The sequence below is a fragment of the Streptomyces sp. NPDC033270 genome (assembly GCF_055576575.1).
In genome coordinates this window covers 38,830-56,194 of the sequence record NZ_JBVIRA010000035.1, presented here as the reverse complement: position 1 = coordinate 56,194, position 17,365 = coordinate 38,830, and the positions used below count along the sequence as shown (strand labels likewise).

Annotated in this window: 17 protein-coding genes and 1 pseudogene; 7 read left to right on the top strand and 11 right to left on the bottom strand. The window is 71.8% G+C overall.

The window, feature by feature from the left end; genetic code table 11:
* Window positions 1–123: 123 nt before the first annotated feature.
* Window positions 124–555, top strand: a complete 432-nt coding sequence (locus ACZ5XZ_RS34915) for a hypothetical protein (RefSeq protein ID WP_468985684.1) — start codon at window positions 124–126, stop codon at window positions 553–555.
* A gap of 68 nt (window positions 556–623) precedes the next feature.
* On the opposite strand, the gene ACZ5XZ_RS34910 is transcribed toward ACZ5XZ_RS34915, so the two are convergent.
* The 4 genes from ACZ5XZ_RS34910 to deoC all read right to left on the bottom strand — a co-directional run bounded on the left by ACZ5XZ_RS34910 (window position 624) and on the right by deoC (window position 4,366).
* Window positions 624–962, bottom strand: coding sequence for a hypothetical protein (locus tag ACZ5XZ_RS34910; protein WP_468985681.1), 339 nt, complete (start codon window positions 960–962; stop codon window positions 624–626).
* A gap of 107 nt (window positions 963–1,069) precedes the next feature.
* Window positions 1,070–1,930: an aldehyde dehydrogenase family protein gene (locus ACZ5XZ_RS34905; RefSeq protein WP_468985679.1), complete on the bottom strand. Its 861-nt coding sequence runs from the start codon at window positions 1,928–1,930 to the stop codon at window positions 1,070–1,072.
* Window positions 1,923–3,359, bottom strand: a complete 1,437-nt coding sequence (locus tag ACZ5XZ_RS34900; protein WP_468985676.1) for an aldehyde dehydrogenase family protein — start codon at window positions 3,357–3,359, stop codon at window positions 1,923–1,925. Before ACZ5XZ_RS34900 ends, ACZ5XZ_RS34905 begins: the two co-directional genes overlap by 8 nt.
* A gap of 2 nt (window positions 3,360–3,361) precedes the next feature.
* Entirely contained in the window at window positions 3,362–4,366 is a 1,005-nt protein-coding gene (gene deoC, locus ACZ5XZ_RS34895; protein ID WP_468985741.1) for a deoxyribose-phosphate aldolase, read from the bottom strand.
* 129 nt (window positions 4,367–4,495) lie between these two features.
* Between deoC and ACZ5XZ_RS34890 the strand changes: the two genes are divergently transcribed.
* A complete protein-coding gene (locus ACZ5XZ_RS34890; protein ID WP_468985674.1) occupies window positions 4,496–5,128 on the top strand; it encodes a PH domain-containing protein in 633 nt (210 codons plus the stop codon).
* A 9-nt stretch (window positions 5,129–5,137) separates the two neighbouring features.
* On the opposite strand, the gene ACZ5XZ_RS34885 is transcribed toward ACZ5XZ_RS34890, so the two are convergent.
* The 3 genes and pseudogenes from ACZ5XZ_RS34885 to ACZ5XZ_RS34875 all read right to left on the bottom strand — a co-directional run bounded on the left by ACZ5XZ_RS34885 (window position 5,138) and on the right by ACZ5XZ_RS34875 (window position 7,366).
* On the bottom strand, window positions 5,138–5,725 hold the full coding sequence (locus ACZ5XZ_RS34885) for a Uma2 family endonuclease (RefSeq protein WP_468985672.1): 588 nt from the start codon (window positions 5,723–5,725) through the stop codon (window positions 5,138–5,140).
* Between the two features lie 49 nt (window positions 5,726–5,774).
* Window positions 5,775–6,660: pseudogene (locus tag ACZ5XZ_RS34880) on the bottom strand (helix-turn-helix domain-containing protein).
* Between the two features lie 229 nt (window positions 6,661–6,889).
* The gene (locus tag ACZ5XZ_RS34875; protein WP_468985669.1) at window positions 6,890–7,366 is read right to left on the bottom strand and encodes an ATP-binding protein; all 477 of its coding nucleotides are present in this window, start codon (window positions 7,364–7,366) and stop codon (window positions 6,890–6,892) included.
* Window positions 7,367–7,523: 157 nt separating this feature from the next.
* Between ACZ5XZ_RS34875 and ACZ5XZ_RS34870 the strand changes: the two genes are divergently transcribed.
* Complete coding sequence (locus tag ACZ5XZ_RS34870; RefSeq protein WP_468985667.1) at window positions 7,524–8,411, top strand: helix-turn-helix domain-containing protein; 888 nt, start codon at window positions 7,524–7,526, stop codon at window positions 8,409–8,411.
* A complete protein-coding gene (locus tag ACZ5XZ_RS34865; protein ID WP_468985665.1) occupies window positions 8,408–8,617 on the top strand; it encodes a DUF397 domain-containing protein in 210 nt (69 codons plus the stop codon). Before ACZ5XZ_RS34870 ends, ACZ5XZ_RS34865 begins: the two co-directional genes overlap by 4 nt.
* Before the next feature lie 78 nt (window positions 8,618–8,695).
* On the opposite strand, the gene ACZ5XZ_RS34860 is transcribed toward ACZ5XZ_RS34865, so the two are convergent.
* The 3 genes from ACZ5XZ_RS34860 to ACZ5XZ_RS34850 form a co-directional block, all read right to left on the bottom strand.
* Window positions 8,696–10,390 carry a phospho-sugar mutase gene (locus tag ACZ5XZ_RS34860; protein ID WP_468985663.1) on the bottom strand — a complete coding sequence of 565 codons (1,695 nt, stop codon included), beginning with the start codon at window positions 10,388–10,390 and terminating at the stop codon, window positions 8,696–8,698.
* Window positions 10,391–10,718: 328 nt separating this feature from the next.
* Window positions 10,719–11,540: a purine-nucleoside phosphorylase gene (locus ACZ5XZ_RS34855; protein WP_468985661.1), complete on the bottom strand. Its 822-nt coding sequence runs from the start codon at window positions 11,538–11,540 to the stop codon at window positions 10,719–10,721.
* 201 nt (window positions 11,541–11,741) lie between these two features.
* A complete protein-coding gene (locus ACZ5XZ_RS34850; RefSeq protein ID WP_468985658.1) occupies window positions 11,742–12,179 on the bottom strand; it encodes a gamma-glutamylcyclotransferase family protein in 438 nt (145 codons plus the stop codon).
* Between the two features lie 140 nt (window positions 12,180–12,319).
* On the opposite strand from ACZ5XZ_RS34850, the gene ACZ5XZ_RS34845 reads away from it, so the two are divergent.
* On the top strand, window positions 12,320–13,765 hold the full coding sequence (locus ACZ5XZ_RS34845; RefSeq protein ID WP_393489535.1) for an NAD(P)H-quinone dehydrogenase: 1,446 nt from the start codon (window positions 12,320–12,322) through the stop codon (window positions 13,763–13,765).
* A gap of 344 nt (window positions 13,766–14,109) precedes the next feature.
* On the top strand, window positions 14,110–15,063 hold the full coding sequence (locus tag ACZ5XZ_RS34840) for a DeoR/GlpR family DNA-binding transcription regulator (protein WP_468985739.1): 954 nt from the start codon (window positions 14,110–14,112) through the stop codon (window positions 15,061–15,063).
* Between the two features lie 59 nt (window positions 15,064–15,122).
* On the opposite strand, the gene ACZ5XZ_RS34835 is transcribed toward ACZ5XZ_RS34840, so the two are convergent.
* Window positions 15,123–15,683 carry a TetR/AcrR family transcriptional regulator gene (locus ACZ5XZ_RS34835; protein WP_468985736.1) on the bottom strand — a complete coding sequence of 187 codons (561 nt, stop codon included), beginning with the start codon at window positions 15,681–15,683 and terminating at the stop codon, window positions 15,123–15,125.
* Between the two features lie 437 nt (window positions 15,684–16,120).
* On the opposite strand from ACZ5XZ_RS34835, the gene ACZ5XZ_RS34830 reads away from it, so the two are divergent.
* Complete coding sequence (locus ACZ5XZ_RS34830) at window positions 16,121–17,305, top strand: alpha/beta hydrolase (protein ID WP_468985655.1); 1,185 nt, start codon at window positions 16,121–16,123, stop codon at window positions 17,303–17,305.
* The last annotated feature ends 60 nt before the right edge of the window (window positions 17,306–17,365 follow it).

Genomic DNA, 17,365 nt, shown 5'->3' with positions numbered 1-17,365 from the left:
TGTGGGCTACCCCTGGCGCGCGAGGTGGATCGGGAACCCGGCCCTCAACTACGCTGCGAAACTAGTTGGTTACCGAGCGCACATGCTCGTGCAGCCTTTCGATCCATAGGCAGGTGGCACAACATGCTCTTCCCGGTACGTCCCAAGCCCGGCCGCGCCCCGCGCACCTTGCTTCGCGTCGGCCTGGCGGTCTCAGCGGCCGGCGCCGCGATCACCGCGGGCGGTGCGGGGACGGCGAGCGCGGCCGTCCCGGCGTTCACCCCCTCGTCCACCCCGTCGTTCGTCCCGTCGAGCGGCACCGACACCGGCGCCATGACCACGGCGCTGACCGGTGCGACGGTGCAGTCCGCGGGCGGCGGCCTCCGCCCGGTCAAGGACCTCAGGCTGAACCCCCTGGCGGACACCTCCGTCAACCCGCTCGACAACGCCGTCGCCACCAAGGTCGCCGACTTCAAGCCGATGAGCACCAAGCAGGTGACCGGCACCCTGTCGAACGGCGGCGCGCTCAAGAACCTGCCGGTGGTGGGACGGGCGACCCGGGTGCTGCCGGGCTGAGACCCCTCGGCCGGGTGCCCTCCTCGGCACCCGGCCACGGCGTGCCCGGCACCCGGCCAAGGCCGTGCTCAGCGCCCGTAGAAGGCCCCCACCAGCGTCTCCATGTCCCGCTGGAAGGAACAACTGGGCGCGATCCACGAGCCGTCGGTGAAGACCAGGTCGAACCGGCCCCGCGGGAACGTCGTGCGCGGCTTGGGCCGCAGCTGCGCGATGTCCGTGCGCGGCACCTCCACCGCGATCTGAAGCTCCGGCGCCCGCTCCCGCCGGCCGGTGGCGTGGTCGGTGACGACGATCAGCCGACGGTCGGTGACCGCCTGGTGGCGGGGCTCGCCGCCGGCGTTGGTGAGCTGGACGAGGAAGCGCCCGGCCAGGCTCGTCCAGCCGCCCTCCATGGGCTTGCCGTACATCGCGTGTACGACGCGGACAGCGGTGCGGGGCCCCACCCCGCAAGAGGTGAGGCCCCGCACCGCCGGTTCGCCGGCGCCGATCGGGCACCGGTCCGTATGTCCCGGCTCTAGACGCCCATCGGGTGCCAGACCGTCTTCGTCTCCAGGAAGGCGGTCAGGCGGGAGGTGCCCGGGTCGGCGGTGAAGTCCACAGGCTGTGGACGCAGGACGCGCTTGAGGTTGTCGGCCGCCGCGACCTCCAGGTCACGGGCCAGGTCGGCGTCCGCACCCGTGAGGTCGAGGGCGTTGACGTCCTGGTGCGCGGCGAGCGGGGCCGCGATCTCGGCGGTCTTCCCGGACAGCACGTTGACCACGCCGCCCGGTACGTCCGAGGTGGCCAGCACCTCGCCCAGCGAGAGCGCGGGGAGCGGGGCCTTCTCGGAGGCGACGACCACGGCGGTGTTTCCGGTCGCGACGACCGGGGCGATCACCGAGACCAGGCCGAGGAGGGAGGAGTCCTGGGGGGCCAGGACGGCCACCACGCCCGTCGGCTCGGGGGTCGAGAGGTTGAAGAACGGGCCCGCGACCGGATTCGCCCCACCCACGACCTGGGCGATCTTGTCGGTCCAGCCCGCGTACCAGACCCAGCGGTCGATCGCCGCGTCGACCTGGGCCGCGGCCTTGGACTTGGAGAGGCCCTCCGCGTCCGCCACCTCCCGTACGAACTGGTCCTTGCGGCCCTCCAGCATCTCGGCGACGCGGTAGAGGACCTGGCCGCGGTTGTACGCGGTCGCGCCCGACCAGCCGCCGAACGCCTTGCGCGCGGCCACGACCGCGTCACGGGCGTCCTTGCGGGAGGAGAGCGGAGCGTTGGCCAGCCACTTGCCCTTGGAGTCGGTCACCTCGTACACCCGGCCGCTCTCGGAACGCGGGAACTTCCCGCCCACGTACAGCTTGTAGGTCTTCAGCACACTGAGACGATCAGACATTGAGGTACGCCTCCAGGCCGTGGCGGCCGCCCTCGCGGCCGGAGCCCGACTCCTTGTAGCCGCCGAACGGCGAGGTCGGGTCGAACTTGTTGAAGGTGTTGGACCAGACGACGCCCGCGCGCAGCTTGCCGGCGACGGCGAGGATGCGGGAGCCCTTCTCGGTCCAGATGCCGGCGGAGAGGCCGTACTGCGTGTTGTTGGCCTTGGCGACCGCCTCGTCGGGCGTGCGGAAGGACAGCACCGACAGCACCGGGCCGAAGATCTCGTCGCGGGCGATGGTGTGCGCCTGGGTGACGTTCGTGAAGAGCGTCGGGGCGAACCAGTAGCCGGAGGTGGGCAGTTCGCAGGCGGGGGACCAGCGCTCGGCGCCCTCGGCCTCGCCGGTCTCGGCGAGCGCGGTGATCCGGGCCAGCTGCTCGGCGGAGTTGATGGCGCCGATGTCGGTGTTCTTGTCGAGCGGGTCGCCCAGACGCAGGGTGGAGAGCCTGCGCTTGAGGCGCTCCAGCAGCTCGTCCTGGATCGACTCCTGGACCAGCAGGCGGGAGCCCGCGCAGCAGACCTGGCCCTGGTTGAAGAAGATGCCCGTGACGATGCCCTCGACGGCCTGGTCGAGGGGCGCGTCGTCGAAGACGATGTTGGCGCCCTTGCCGCCCAGCTCCAGGGTGAGCTTCTTGTCCGTGCCGGCGACCGTGCGGGCGATCTCCTTGCCGACGGCCGTGGAGCCGGTGAAGGCGACCTTGTTCACGTCCGGGTGGGCGACGAGGGCGGCGCCGGTGTCCCCGTACCCGGGAAGGATGTTGACGACGCCCTTGGGCAGGCCCGCCTGGCGGCAGATGTCGGCGAAGAAGAGCGCGGAGAGCGGGGTGGTCTCGGCGGGCTTCAGCACGACCGTGTTGCCGGTGGCGAGCGCCGGGGCGATCTTCCAGGCCAGCATCAGCAGCGGGAAGTTCCACGGGATGACCTGGCCCGCGACGCCCAGCGGCGCCGGGTTGGGGCCGAAGCCCGCGTGGTCGAGCTTGTCGGCCCAGCCCGCGTAGTAGAAGAAGTGCGCGGCGACCAGGGGGAGGTCCGCGTCGCGGGTCTCCTTGATCGGCTTGCCGTTGTCCAGGGTCTCCAGGACGGCCAGCTCGCGGGAGCGCTCCTGGATGATCCGGGCGATCCGGAAGAGGTACTTGCCGCGCTCGGCGCCGGGCAGCGCCGACCACTTCTCGAACGCCTTGCGGGCGGCCTTCACGGCGCGGTCCACGTCCGCGGCGCCGGCCTGCGCGACCTCGGAGAGGACCTCCTCGGTGGACGGCGAGACGGTCTTGAAGACCTTGCCGTCGGCGGCCTCGGCGAACTCGCCGTCGATGAACAGGCCGTAGGACGGTGCGATGTCGACGACCGCGCGCGACTCGGGCGCCGGTGCGTACTCGAAGAGATTGGCCATGGTCAGTCCACCGTGACGTAATCGGGGCCGGAGTAGCGGCCGGTGCTGAGCTTCTGGCGCTGCATCAGCAGGTCGTTGAGGAGGCTGGAGGCGCCGAAGCGGAACCAGTCGGCGGTCATCCAGGGCTCGCCGAGCGTCTCGTTGACCGTCACCAGGTACTTGACCGCGTCCTTGGTCGTACGGATACCGCCGGCCGGCTTCACGCCGACCTGGACGCCGGTGGCGGCGTGGAAGTCGCGCACCGCCTCCAGCATCAGCAGCGTGACCGGCAGGGTGGCGTTCACCGCGACCTTGCCGGTCGAGGTCTTGATGAAGTCGGCGCCGGCCAGCATCGCCAGCCAGGAGACCCGCCGGACGCTGTCGTACGTCTGGAGTTCGCCGGTCTCGAAGATGACCTTGAGGTGGGCGGCGCTGCCGTCGGGACGGGCGCACGCCTCCTTGACGGCCTTGATCTCCTCGAAGACCGCCATGTAGCGGCCGGCGAGGAAGGCGCCCCGGTCGATCACCATGTCGATCTCGTCGGCGCCGGCCGCGACCGCGTCACGGGTGTCGGCGAGCTTGACCGGCAGCGCGGCCCGGCCGGCCGGGAAGGCGGTGGCCACGGACGCGACATGGATGTCCGGAGCACCGCCGGCGAGCAGTGCCTCCTTGGCCGTCGCGACCATGTCGGGGTAGACGCAGATCGCCGCGACCTTGGGGGCGGTGCGGTCGGTGGGGTCGGGGTGGATGCCCTTGGCGCACAGCGCCCGGACCTTGCCCGGGGTGTCCGCGCCTTCGAGGGTCGTCAGGTCGATCATCGAGATGGCGAGGTCGATGGCGTACGCCTTCGCCGTCGTCTTGATCGAGCGGGTGCCGAGGGTGGCGGCGCGGGCCTCGAGGCCGACCGCGTCGACGCCGGGGAGGCCGTGGAGGAAGCGGCGCAGCGCACCGTCGTCGGCGGTCACGTCCGCCATTGACGCCAGACGCCCCGCGGCTTCCTTGCCGTATGCGGGAACAGTGATGGGCATGGTCACGAGGGGAGCATATCTACGCGCGTAGCGCAATGTCATCCCCCCTGAGGGCCGAATCCCGCCCCGCGTCCGAATGATGCCGTAACGCAATGTCCGGCATCCGGACGGTCGGGCAGAATCGGCGACATGACGAGCCAGGAACGCTCCACCCCGCCGCAGCAGCAGTACGCCGAGCGCAGCTACCGCTCCCCGGCGTCCCTCGTCGGCGGTGTGCTGCTCCTGCTCCTCGGCCTGTGGCTGGGCGGCGACGCGCTGCTGCGGGGCGATGGCCACACCCGGCTGACCGCGCTGTTCGCGCTGCTCCTCGGCGTGCCGCTGGTGGCCGCCTACACGCTGCGGCCGCTGGTACGCGCGGACGAGGACCGGCTGCTGGTGCGCAATCCGTTCCGCACGATCACGCTGCCGTGGGGCGCCGTGGAGGGGCTGCGGGCCTCCTTCTCCACCGAGGTCGCCACCACCGGCGGTGGCAAGTACCAGCTGTGGGCCATCCCGGTCTCGCTGCGCCAGCGCAAGAAGGCCAACCGCCAGGCGATGCGCGGCGCGGGCGCGGCCGGCCCCCGGTTCGGGCCGAACGCCGACGCCGGCGGCCCGGTGCCGCGCGCGATGGCCGACCAGTCGCTCGACGAGCTGCGCGAGCTGAAGGAACGGGCGGCGGGGCGGGAGGGCGCTCAGGGGGCGCCGGTGGTGCGGTGGGCGTATGAGGTGCTCGTGCCGTGCGTGGTGGGGGTTATTGGGCTTGCGGTGATGATCGCGCTGTGAGGGCCTGAGCTACTCGTAGCGGGGCAGTTCCTCCGTCGAGATCGTCCACTCGCCGATGGTGACGTCCTCGCCGTAGACGAATTCCTTGCGCGTGGCGTAGCGGGGGCCGTCAGGGGTGGCGTGGATGTCGGACAGGACCGCTCCCTCCCCCGTGCGCGGATCGAAGATCGCGTAGATGGGGATGCCGAGCAGCGGGTAGTCCCGCAACTTGCCCACCCAGTCGTTGTCCGGGTTGGAGCGGGAGACGATTTCGATGGCGGCGATCAGGGTGCGTGGGGCCAATGAGCCCTTGACGTCCATGTCTGCCTCGGCGATCACCACGATGTCAGGGTGGCGGAGGATTCCACCCGGCTCGTCCTCGACATCGGGTGTCCCCGTGTGGGCCACGATGGCTTCCGGCATCACCTTTTCGAGGCGCTTCCGGATGCGTAGCGCGGTCAGCTCATGATGCCCGACAGGCGCCATCATGTCGTGGACGATCCCTTCCTTGGTGATCTCGAACCTTCCAGGAGCGCTCTCCTGCATCTGCTCGACGATGTCGCGCAGAGTTCGGTAGTGGCGGGAGGCCTGCCGTGCGTCGTCCGGGGCGATGGTCATGGCGTGCGCTCCCTGTCTGTGCTCAAGTGCAAGGGTCGTCACAGTCATGCTAAGCAACCTTTCGGTGGTCGGATCGGCAATCGCGGCAGCGGCCCGGTCCGGGGGCGCGGAAGGCGCGGTCGCAGCCTTCGCAGTTCTGGAACTGGTCGCGGCGGGTCACGACGGGGAGGGCCGGTAGGGGTGGCGGCAGCAGCGCGGTGAGGCGGTGTGCGAGCAGGCCGGCCGGGTGCTTCAGGTCGTCGGGGAGGCGTGCGGTCAGGGTGCGTCGTACGGCATCGGGGGCGGCTCCGCGCTCCAGCCAGGCGGCCACTGCCGGAGTCAGGTGGCGTACGTCCCGCTCGGCGAGCAGCAGCCGTGGTGCATGGCGGTGCAACTCCGCGAGGAGGGCGGCGGCGGTGCGGTGATGCTCCGGGGCGGGGGGTGTGCGGCTCGGGGAGCGGTTCCCGAGGTACGGGAGTGGGGGCGGGCGCTGGGGGTCGGGTGGCTTCTGGCGTGGGCTTCGGGGCGGCCGGTGTCGGCCGCTGAGGCCGCTGAGGCGTGTGGGACGGCCTGGGCACCGTAGTGGCCATCGACTCCGGCTGGTTGTACGAGACCGTGCGCGTGACGACCTTGCCGCCGGGGAGTCGTTCCCGGGTGCGTGCCAGGTAACCGTGGGCCTCCAGCTCCCGCAGGGCTCCGGCGATGCGGTGCTCGCTCTCGGGGAAGCGGGCCGACAGGAACTTGATGCCGACCAGGGCGCCCACGGGCAGCGACTGGATGTGAACGGCGAGCCCGATCGCGAGGAGGGAGAGCTCGCGGTGTTGGGCGAGGTGGTTGCCGACGACCGTGTAGCGGGTGGTGTGCCGGATGTTGACGTGGATGACACCGGATCGGGCGGTCGGGCGGGGAACGGGAGACGTGGTGCACGAGGGCGCGCTAGGGTGCTGCAAAGCCATCGGGAAGCCCTAACTTCCTGGGTGGTCAGGCCCTCGATCGGGATTCGCAGTCCCGGCCGGGGGCCGTCGCATGTCTGGAGTTGTTGCGGCGAGCATATGCCGGTGAACTGGCTGGAAATCCAGCCCAGTTGGGCGATGTCACCTGTGTGAGTGACGGGAGGCTGGAGGGGTTGGGAGGGGGATTCCCCCGGTCTTTTAAGCCTTGATGTCGTGGTGCGCCGCGTCGTGGTCACCCGCGTCGTGTTCCACCGGGTCGCGGCAGGCGCGATGCGGTGAACGATGCGGTGACCAGGGAGATTTCCGCCCACACCGTCTTGCAGGGGACGGGTCCCGGGGCGACTCCCCAACGGTCGGCGAGCGCCCCGACGAGGAGCAGTCCGCGGCCCGACTCGCTGTCGGCCGGGCGCTCCGGGTGCTCGGCGGGGACGGGCAGCCGCTCGGCCCGCGCGTCGATCACCTCGATGCGCAGCGTGTCGCCGTGCACGGTCAGCATGAGCCGGAAGTCCCGCCCCGGTACGCGCCCATGGAGTACGGCATTGGCGGCGAGTTCGGCGATGACGTGGGCGGCGGTGTCCATGGGGAGCCCCCAGGAACGGAGTTGCTCGGTGGCGAGCAGCCTCGCGAGCCGGGCGCCTCGACGGGTGGCGGAGAGCTGGACCGCGAACTGCCGTGTGCGGGGGTCGGTTTGGGGGATTCCTCGGTTCATGTCACTCAGCGTGGCGATGCGTGCGTACCGTGCACAGCGGTGGCGCCCTTGCGTACGGAGCCTGTCCCGGGCTTGTCCGGTGCTGTCCCGGCTGTCCGGAGTGACATCGCGGTGAGTCGGGGCGTTGACCAGGAACGGATCTCGGAGGTGGGCGCGGATGACCTTGGACGGCGAGGGCGTGGGGACTGGGGAGACCGGGGAGACGGGGGCGGACGAGCCGGGCTGGGACGTCGATCCGGACGACGAGTCGGGGGCGGCGGTGGTGGCGACGGTCGGCCGCCAGCTCAAGGCGTGGCGCGAGGCGGCCGGACTGCGGGCCGCCGAGTTCGGGGCGGCGATCGGGTACGGGGAGGACCTGATCTACAAGGTGGAGGGCGGGCGGCGCATCCCCCGGCCGGAGTTCCTGGACAGGGCGGACGAGGTGCTGGGGGCGGGCGGAAAGCTGGCCGCCATGAAGCGGGATGTGGCGGAGGCCCGGTATCCGAAGAAGGTACGGGACTTGGCGAAGTTGGAGGCCAAGGCTGTTGAGGTGGCGGCGTATCACCACCACAACATCAATGGCCTGTTGCAGACCGAGGAGCATATGCGGGCCCTGTTTGCGGCGTGGTTGCCCGCTTACACGGAAGGCGAGATGGATCGCATGGTGGCTGCACGGATGGCCCGGCGATCCATTTTCGAGCGGGATCCCATCCCGGCGCTCAGCTTCGTGCAGGAAGAGGTGACGCTTCGCCGTCCGGTCGGAGGCACAATGGTGTGGCGCCGACAGCTCGAACGCCTTCTGGAGGTCGGGAAGTTGCGGAATGTGGCGATCCAGGTGATTCCTACCAGTTGCGAGGAGCACCCCGGGACCGGTGGGTTGATCGAGGTGCTGAAGTTCCCCGACGGCACCGCGGTGGGGCGTTCCGAGGGCGCATTCAGTGGCCGCCCGGTCTCCGATCCGAAGCAGCTCAGGATCCTTGAGTTGCGCTACGGGATGATCCGGGCTGAGGCTCTTACGCCACGGGAGTCACTGGCCTTCATCGAGCAAGTGCTGGGAGAGACATGATCGAGAAGTCCTCTGCTGGGGATGCTTCCGAGCTGGAATGGTTCAAGAGCAGCTACAGCAGCAGTGGCGATGGCAACGACTGTGTCGAGGTCGCGACCACCCCCGGCACGATCCACGTGCGTGACTCCAAGAACGCCCAGGGGCCCCGCCTCGGCTTCACGCCGACCGCGTGGGCCGACTTCGTGACGTACGTGGTCGAGCGCTGAAGACGACCCAACGCAACGCGCCCCGCCCTCCGGTGAACCCGGGAGCGGGGCGCATGGCGTGAGAAGAGCAGAAAGCTCTCAGATCCCGGCCGCCGCCGACAGATCCCCCTTGAGGGCAGCCAGCGTCCCGGCCGCCCGGCCGCGGGCCTCCGGCAGGCCGTTCGCCGACTCCACCGGGACCACGACCTCCAAGTAGCACTTGAGCTTGGGCTCGGTGCCGCTGGGGCGGACGACGACGCGGGCGGCCTCGATGCCGGCCTCCGGCGCACCGGACAGGTAGTAGCGCAGGCCGTCGGTCGGCGGCAGTGCCTCGGTGCCCTCGTTCAGGTCGTCGGCGCGCTGCACGGTCAGGCCCGCCAGCGAGGTCGGCGGCTGCTCGCGCAGCCTGCGCATCGCGTCGGAGATCAGCGACAGGTCCTCGACGCGGACCGAGAGCTGGTCGGTGGCGTGCAGCCCGAACCGCACCGCGAGGTCGTCCAGCAGGTCGCCGAGCGTGCGGCCGGCCTGCTTGAGCTCCGCGGCCAGTTCGGCGATCAGCAGGGCGGCGGTGATGCCGTCCTTGTCGCGTACGCCCTCGGGGTCGACGCAGTAGCCGAGCGCCTCCTCGAAGGCGTAGCGCAGACCGTCCACCCGGGCCAGCCACTTGAAGCCGGTCAGCGTCTCCTCGTACGGGAGCGAGGCGCCGGCGGCGATACGGGACATCAGCTGGGAGGAGACGATCGTCGTGGCGAAGGTGCCGGAGGCGCCCTTGGCGACCAGGTGGGCGGCGAGCAGGGCGCCGACCTCGTCGCCGCGCAGCATCCGCCAGCCCTCGGGGGTGCCGGGGGCCGGGACGGCGACCGCGCAGCGGTCCGCGTCGGGGTCGTTGGCGATGACGATGTCCACCTCGCCGGCGCCCTGGGACCGGGCGGTGGCGAACGCGAGGTCCATCGCGCCCGGCTCCTCCGGGTTGGGGAAGGCGACCGTCGGGAAGTCCGGGTCCGGCTCGGCCTGCTCCGCGACGACCGCGGGGGCCGGGAAGCCGGCCCGGTCGAAGGCGGCGAGGAGGGTGTCCCGGCCGACGCCGTGCATCGGCGTGTAGACGACGTTCACGTCCCGGGGGGAGCCGGGGGTCAGCACGGCGTCGGTGCGCGCCAGGTAGGCCGTGAGCACGGCGTCGTCGAGGGTCTCCCAGCCGGACTCGGGGCGCGGTACGTCGGCCAGCGAGCGGATCGCGGCGATCTCGGTGGCGATCTCGCCGTCCGCGGGCGGCACGATCTGCGAGCCGTCGCCCAGGTAGACCTTGTAGCCGTTGTCGCGCGGCGGGTTGTGGCTGGCGGTGACCTCGACGCCGGCGACCGCGCCCAGGTGCCTTATCGCGAAGGCCAGTACGGGCGTGGGCAGCGGGCGGGGCAGCAGCGCGGCGCGCAGGCCCGCGCCGACCATCACGGCGGCGGTGTCGCGGGCGAAGTCGGCGCTCTTGTGGCGCGCGTCGTAGCCGATGACGACCAGTCCCGAGCCCTGGCCCTTGGCCTTGAGGTACGCGGCGAGGCCGGCCGCGGCCCGGATGACCACCGAGCGGTTCATCCGCATCGGGCCCGCGCCCAGCTCACCGCGCAGCCCGGCGGTGCCGAACTGCAGGGTGCCGGCGAACCGCGCGGCCAGCTCCGTCGCGATGTCGGCGTCGTCGGCGGCTTCGATGAGCTTGGACAGCTCCTCCCGGGTCTCCGGGTCGGGGTCCTCGGCCAGCCATGCCTGGGCCCGGTTGATCAGCTCCGCGGGATCGGTAGCCACGTGATGCTCCTGACGGTGGATACGGGTGGGGGGCGCGCTGCGGGGGGCCCGTGAGCGGGGGCTGGTCCCGGCTCGTCACGCTTACCCCGTACGTGCGGGAAGGGAGCCGCAGAACCGGCCATCGGCGGGTCGCGGAGGCGGGCGGTGCGCGGGTGGTGCGTCCGGCTGATCTGCGCGATCAGCCGGACGCGTACGTACGTCCCCCCCCCCCCCCCCCCCCCCCCCCCCCCCCCCCCCCCCCCCCCCCCCCCCCCCCCCCCCCCCCCCCCCCCCCCCCCCCCCCCCCCCGCCGTGTCCGTGGCCGTGGCGCTCACGGCGCCGCGGTGGCTCAGAGCTTGCCGAGCACCTGGGCGAGCAGGCTGCCCATCCGGGTCGCGGAGTCGCGGCCGGCCTGGAGCACCTCCTCGTGGTTGAGCGGCTCGCCCGTCATACCGGCGGCGAGGTTCGTCACCAGCGACAGACCGAGGACCTCGGCGCCGGCCTCACGGGCCGCGATGGCCTCCAGGACGGTGGACATGCCGACCAGGTCGGCGCCCAGCGTGCGGATCATCTTGATCTCGGCCGGGGTCTCGTAGTGCGGGCCGGGGAACTGGGCGTAGACGCCCTCCTCCAGGCTCGCGTCGACCTCCTTGCACAGCGCGCGCAGCCGCGGCGAGTACAGGTCGGTCAGGTCGACGAAGTTGGCGCCGACGATCGGGGAGGTGGCGGTGAGGTTGAGGTGGTCGCTGATCAGGACCGGCTGGCCGGGGCGCATGCCCTCGCGCAGACCACCGCACCCGTTGGTGAGCACGATGGTCTTGCAGCCGGCCGCCACGGCGGTGCGGACACCGTGCGCGACGGCGGCCACGCCGCGGCCCTCGTAGTAGTGGGTGCGGCCCAGGAAGACCAGCGCCCGCTTGGCGCCGACCTGGTAGGAGCGGATCTTGCCGCCGTGGCCGGCGACGGCCGGGGGCGGGAAGCCGGGCAGCTCGGTGACGGGGAATTCGTGCTCGGGCGCGCCCAGGGCCTCGGCGGCCGGGGCCCAGCCGGAGCCCATCACCAGGGCGACGTCGTGGGTCTCGGCGCCGGTCAGCTCCCGCAGGCGGGCGGCGGCGTCGGCGGCGGCGCCCTGCGGGTCGCGCGCGATGTCGGGGGTAACAGATGCGTTCACGCGGACGAGGGTAGCCGGTAATCCCCTACGCGCGTAGATGTCGCTGCCCACGGTGCTGGGATCGTTGTCTTGTGGCATTTGCCAAACGCCCGTCGCCCGGGCGCGTCGCGACACCCGTACGGCCGCATTCCGGGACCGGCCCCGGCCGCATTCGGGCCCCGGCCCCGGGCGCACCGCGGTACCGGCCCGCCCGGCCGCTCCTCAGCAGGGCCGCTTGCGCAGCTCCATCACATAGTCGTGCGGCGCGCCGGCCGACTCCGCGGCATCCGCGATCTCGCCCAGGTAGCGGGCGGAGGGCAGTCCGCCCTCGTAGCCGTTGAGCACGTAGATCCAGGCCGTCTCGTCGCCTTCGAGGGTGTCCACCCGCACCCGCATCCGCCGGTAGATCTCCATGCCGACGCCCTCCCAGCGGTCCAGGGACTCCTCGTCCATGGGGGCGACGTCGTAGAGCGCGACGAAGAGCTGGGATGCCGGGTCCTCGACGACCGTCGCCAGCGCGCCCTCCCAGCCCATCTGCTCGCCGCCGAAGGTCAGCCGCCAGCCGTTGAGCCAGCCGGTGCCGCGCAGCGGCGAGTGCGGTGCGCGGCGGGACATCAGCCGCGCGTCGAGGTTGCCGGCGTACGCGGCGTAGAGCGACATGGTTCCGAGGGTACGGGAGGTTGCCCGCCGGGCTCGTGGTACCGGAGGTTCGTACGACGGGGCGCTGCGGAGGGCGTCCGGGCGGCTGCGGGGCGCACACGGAGCCCCCGGGCGAGAGGGAGCTTCGGGCGTGCGGGACAATGGAGTACGTGACTCGGATCGTGATCATCGGTGGCGGACCCGGCGGATACGAAGCGGCCCTGGTGGCGGCCTCTCTCGGCGCGGAGGTGACCGTCGTCGACTGCGACGGTCTGGGCGGGGCGTCGGTGCTGACCGACTGCGTGCCGTCGAAGACCCTCATCGCCACGGCCGAGGTGATGACGACCTTCGACTCCTCGTACGAGGAGCTGGGCATCATCGTCGAGGACGACACGCCGCACATCGATCGGCCGGCCCGGGTCGTCGGCGTCGACCTGGGCAAGGTCAACCGGCGCGTCAAGCGCCTGGCGCTCGCCCAGTCGCATGACATCACCGCTTCCGTGACCCGCGCCGGCGGCCGGGTCATGCGCGGCCGCGGCCGGCTGGAGCCGGGCCAGGCGCCGGACGGTTCGCGCAAGGTGACGGTGACCGCCGCCGACGGCACGTCCGAGGGCCTGATCGCGGACGCGGTGCTGATCGCCACGGGCGCGCACCCCCGCGAGATCCCCGACGCGCTGCCCGACGGCGAGCGGATCTTGAACTGGACGCAGGTCTACGACCTCGACGAGCTGCCCGAGGAGCTCATCGTGGTCGGTTCCGGTGTCACCGGCGCCGAGTTCGCCGGTGCCTACCAGGCGCTCGGCTCCCGCGTCACCCTCGTCTCCTCCCGCGACCGCGTGCTGCCGGGCGAGGACCCGGACGCCGCCGCCGTGCTGGAGGACGTCTTCCGCCGCCGCGGCATGAACGTCATGGCGCGCTCGCGGGCACAGTCCGCCAAGCGCGTCGGCGACCGCGTCGAGGTCACCCTCGCCGACGGCCGGACGATCTCCGGTACGCACTGCCTGATGGCGGTCGGCTCGATCCCCAACACCGAGGGCATCGGACTGGAGGCGGCCGGCGTCAAGCTCAAGGACTCCGGCCACGTGTGGACCGACAAGGTCTCGCGCACCACCGCCCCCGGCGTGTACGCGGCCGGCGACTGCACCGGCGTCTTCGCGCTGGCGTCCGTCGCCGCGATGCAGGGCCGGATCGCGATGTACCACTTCCTCGGTGACGCGGTGACCCCGCTGAACCTCAAGACCGTCTCCGCGAACGTCTTCACCGACCCCGAGATCGCCACCGTCGGCTACTCCCAGGCCGACGTCGACAGCGGCCGGATCGACGCCCGGGTCGTGAAGCTGCCGCTGCTGCGCAACCCGCGCGCCAAGATGCAGGGCATCCGCGACGGCTTCGTGAAGCTCTTCTGCCGTCCGGGCACGGGCATCGTCGTCGGCGGTGTGGTGGTCTCCCCGCGCGCCAGCGAGCTGATCCACCCCATCTCGATCGCGGTCGACAACAATCTGACCGTCGAGCAGATCGCCAGCGCCTTCACGGTCTACCCGTCGCTGTCCGGCTCGATCGCCGAGGTCGCCCGCCAGTTGCACTCCCGTAAGACCGCGGGCGAGTAACCGGCGGACAACCGATAAAGAAGCGACACCCCGGCGCCCATTGGCGATTGAAAACTTTGTGCCCCCAGTGAGCACTGGGGATGAAACGTGCCTGCATGGGCCGGCGGCCCGGCTGCGGCGGCGAGTCGCCGCCGCGCCGGCCGTCAGGGCGGCTGACCAGGCAGCAAGCGCGCGGTGCCGCGCGGCAGTTCGAGGTATGCGCGACATATGCGCGCCGCATACCACGTCGGGCTGCACGCTGTGAACAACTTCCGTTAATTGGTGCAACCTGCTGAAAACAGACGGTCGTTGGCGTTACTGTCAGTTTCGTGTTCGCTGCAGAACGTCGCCAATTGATCCTTGAAATGGTGCGCGCCAACGGAGCGGTTTCGCTCCGGGAGCTCGCCCGCGTCGTCCAGACCTCCGAAGTAACCGTACGGCGGGATGTGCGGGCGCTGGAGGCAGAGGGACTGCTCGACCGCCGGCACGGCGGTGCGGTCCTGCCGGGAGGTTTTACCAGGGAATCCGGATTCCCGCAGAAATCCCATCTAGCGACCGCGGAGAAGACGGCCATCGCCGATCTCGCGGCCGGCTTCGTCGAAGAGGGCGAGGCCATTGTCGTCGGCGCGGGAACGACCACCCAGGAGCTGGCCCGCCGGCTCGCCCGGGTCCCCGGACTCACCGTCGTCACCAACTCCCTGCTCGTCGCCCAGGCGTTGGCCCATGCCAACCGCGTCGAGGTCGTGATGACCGGCGGCACCCTGCGCGGCTCCAACTACGCACTGGTCGGCAGCGGTGCCGAACAGTCCCTTCAGGGCCTGCGGGTCTCCCGCGCCTTCCTGTCGGGCAGCGGGCTGACCGCCGAGCGCGGCCTGTCCACCTCCAACATGCTCTCCGCCAGCGTCGACCGGGCGCTGGTCCAGGCGGCGGGGGAGGTGGTGGTGCTCGCCGACCACACCAAGCTCGGCTCCGACACGATGTTCCAGACCGTGCCGACGGACGTGATCACCCGCCTGGTCACGGACGAGCCACCGGCCCATGACGACCGCGCCGCCACCGAACTCCAGGCGCTGGCCGACCAGGGGGTGCAGATCGCCGTCGCCGGCGGTCCGGGCGCGGGGCACGCGACGGGCCAGCCGGGCCTGGACGGTGCCGCCGGCGACCGCCGGAGCCCGCGGCGGGACGTCCCGCTGCCGGGACAGCGGCGCAGCCATGCGCCGGGCGCCACGGGCGGTGCGCCGCAGCTGCGCTCGGCGGCGTCGCTGAGCGAGTCACCGGGCGGCGGCCGGGTCGCCGATCTGGCGCCACGGCGGCGCTGAGCGGCTGCCCGGGCGGGCGGCCGGGCCCGGGGAAGGCGCCCTGCCGGCAGCGCGCCTTCTCAGCCGGAGCCGCTCTCCGGCTTCAGCCCGCGCAGGGTGAGCCTCAGCAGCCGATCGGCGAGCTTCGGATCGTCCGGGGACTCCTCGACGGCCAGCGCGATGCCGTTGGTCAGCTGCATCAGATCGCCGATGCTCACATCCGGACGCACCGCACCGGCCTGTTGGGCGCGGGCCAGCAGCGCGCCGCCGGCCTCCCGCATCGGCACGCTGCACCGCGCCATGCCCGAACTCTCGTCCGCCGAGGCGGTCATCAGGGCCCGCGACAGCCCACGGTAGGTACTGGCGTGGGTGATGATCGCACGCAGCCAGTCGACCAGCGCGGCGCACGGCTGGGGTGCGTCGGCCAGCTGGCCGGCGTACGTCAGCAGGGCCTCCACCTCGCTCTGGAAGACCGCGCCCATCAGGGCGGTGCGGTTGGGGAAGTGCCGGTAGAGGGTGCCGATGCCGACACCGGCGCGGCGTGCGATGTCCTCCAGTGAGGTGTCCGTGCCGTGTTCGGTGAAGGCCGTACGGGCCTCGGTCAGCAGCCGGTCGTAATTGCGGCGGGCGTCGGCCCGCATGGGGCGCACGTCATGTGCCCGCGTCGGTGCGGCCGGCACCGGACCTCGCACCGCCTGCCGCTGCTGCCCTGCCGTCTCCGTCGCCATCGCCGTCCTTCCTCGACCCGGCCGGTTTGCGGCCCGGTGGATCCAGGATGCCATTGCCCGATCGCGGGGTGATCCGGTGCGGTATGCAAGGAATGCCGGAGGTGCCCTCCTGTTGTCTCGGGGGTGCTCCCGCGCCCCGCCCGGTGGACGGCCGGCGGCCTGGGCGTGAAGTCGCGGCATACCGCGGTGGTCGCGCGGTCGAACACCTCGGGCGGGCCGCAACGCCGCGCCGTCAAGAGACATCAAACCTGGCGCAATGAGGTCTTCCGGGCTGTTCCGGAGACCCGGGAAGACGCCGTGCCAGGCCGCCGGGGAGCGGTGCGCGGCGCCGGACATCTGGGGAAAACGTCATGGGACTGACCAGCCGGTCGCTGTTGTACGCCATGGCCGCGGTCGCCGTGGTCTGCGTAGGACTCACGCTCTGGCTGTGGCCGCGGTTCGCCGGGCGCGGGCCGCGGGCGCTGCTGGGGCGGCTCGGCTCGATCGCCGCCACCCAGCTGACCATCGTGGCGGCGCTGGGCCTCGCGGTGAACGCCAACTTCCAGTTCTACGGCTCCTGGCGCGAGCTGCTCGGCCTGTACGACGACGCGCCGGCCGCCGCCGGGAAGTGGGGCGAGGGCGGTATGGCCGGCCCGGCCGGCGACCCGTCCAAGGGCCTGGTCCAGACCTCGGGCCCGGACGGCCTGGACAAGGTGCACGGCCTGCCGAAGGGCCCGCCGGACCAGGCGGGCAAGGTCGAGGCGGTACGGATCGTCGGCAAGCGGACCCGGGCGGTGGACCCGGCCTATGTCTATCTGCCGCCGCAGTACTTCCAGCCGCAGTACGCCCGCCAGCGCTTCCCCGTCATCGTCGCGCTCAGCGGCTACCCGGGCGGCACGTTCCTGCTGGCCCAGCATCTGCGGCTGCCGCAGACCGCCGCCGGGCTGATCCGCGCCGGCCGGATGCAGCCGACCGTCATCGTGATGCTGCGGCCCACCATCGCGCCGCCGCGCGACACCCAGTGCGTCGACGTGCCCGGCGGCCCGCAGGCCGAGACCTTCTTCGCCCGCGACGTCCCCGACGCCCTGAAGTCGCACTACCGGATCGGCCACGACCCCGGCGGCTGGGGCGTGCTGGGCTACTCCTCGGGCGGCTCCTGCGCCCTCCAGCTCGCCATGCGGCACGACCGCACCTACACCGCGGCGGCCGCTCTCTCGCCCGACTACAAGGTCAGCAACGACCCCACGACCGGCAACCTCTTCGGCGACGGCCGGGACCGGGTGCGCCGCCGTCAGGAGCACGATCTGCTGTGGCGGCTGCGGCACCTGCCGGCCCCGCAGGTGAGCGTCCTGGTGGGGACGAGCCGTACGGGCGAGAAGAACTACCCGGCAGCGCAGGCCTTCCTGGCCGCGGTGCGAGCGCCGATGAAGGCCGACGCCGTCGTCCTCGACCACGGCAGCCACAACTTCGCCACCTGGCGGCGCGAGGTGCCCTCCGCGCTGGAGTGGATGGGCAAGCGGCTGACGTTCCCGGAGGACGTGGTGGGCAACTCGTAGCGGGTGCGCCGATTGCGGCGCGGAAGGTCCCGGACATGTTCGAGGGGCTCGCGGCGGTCC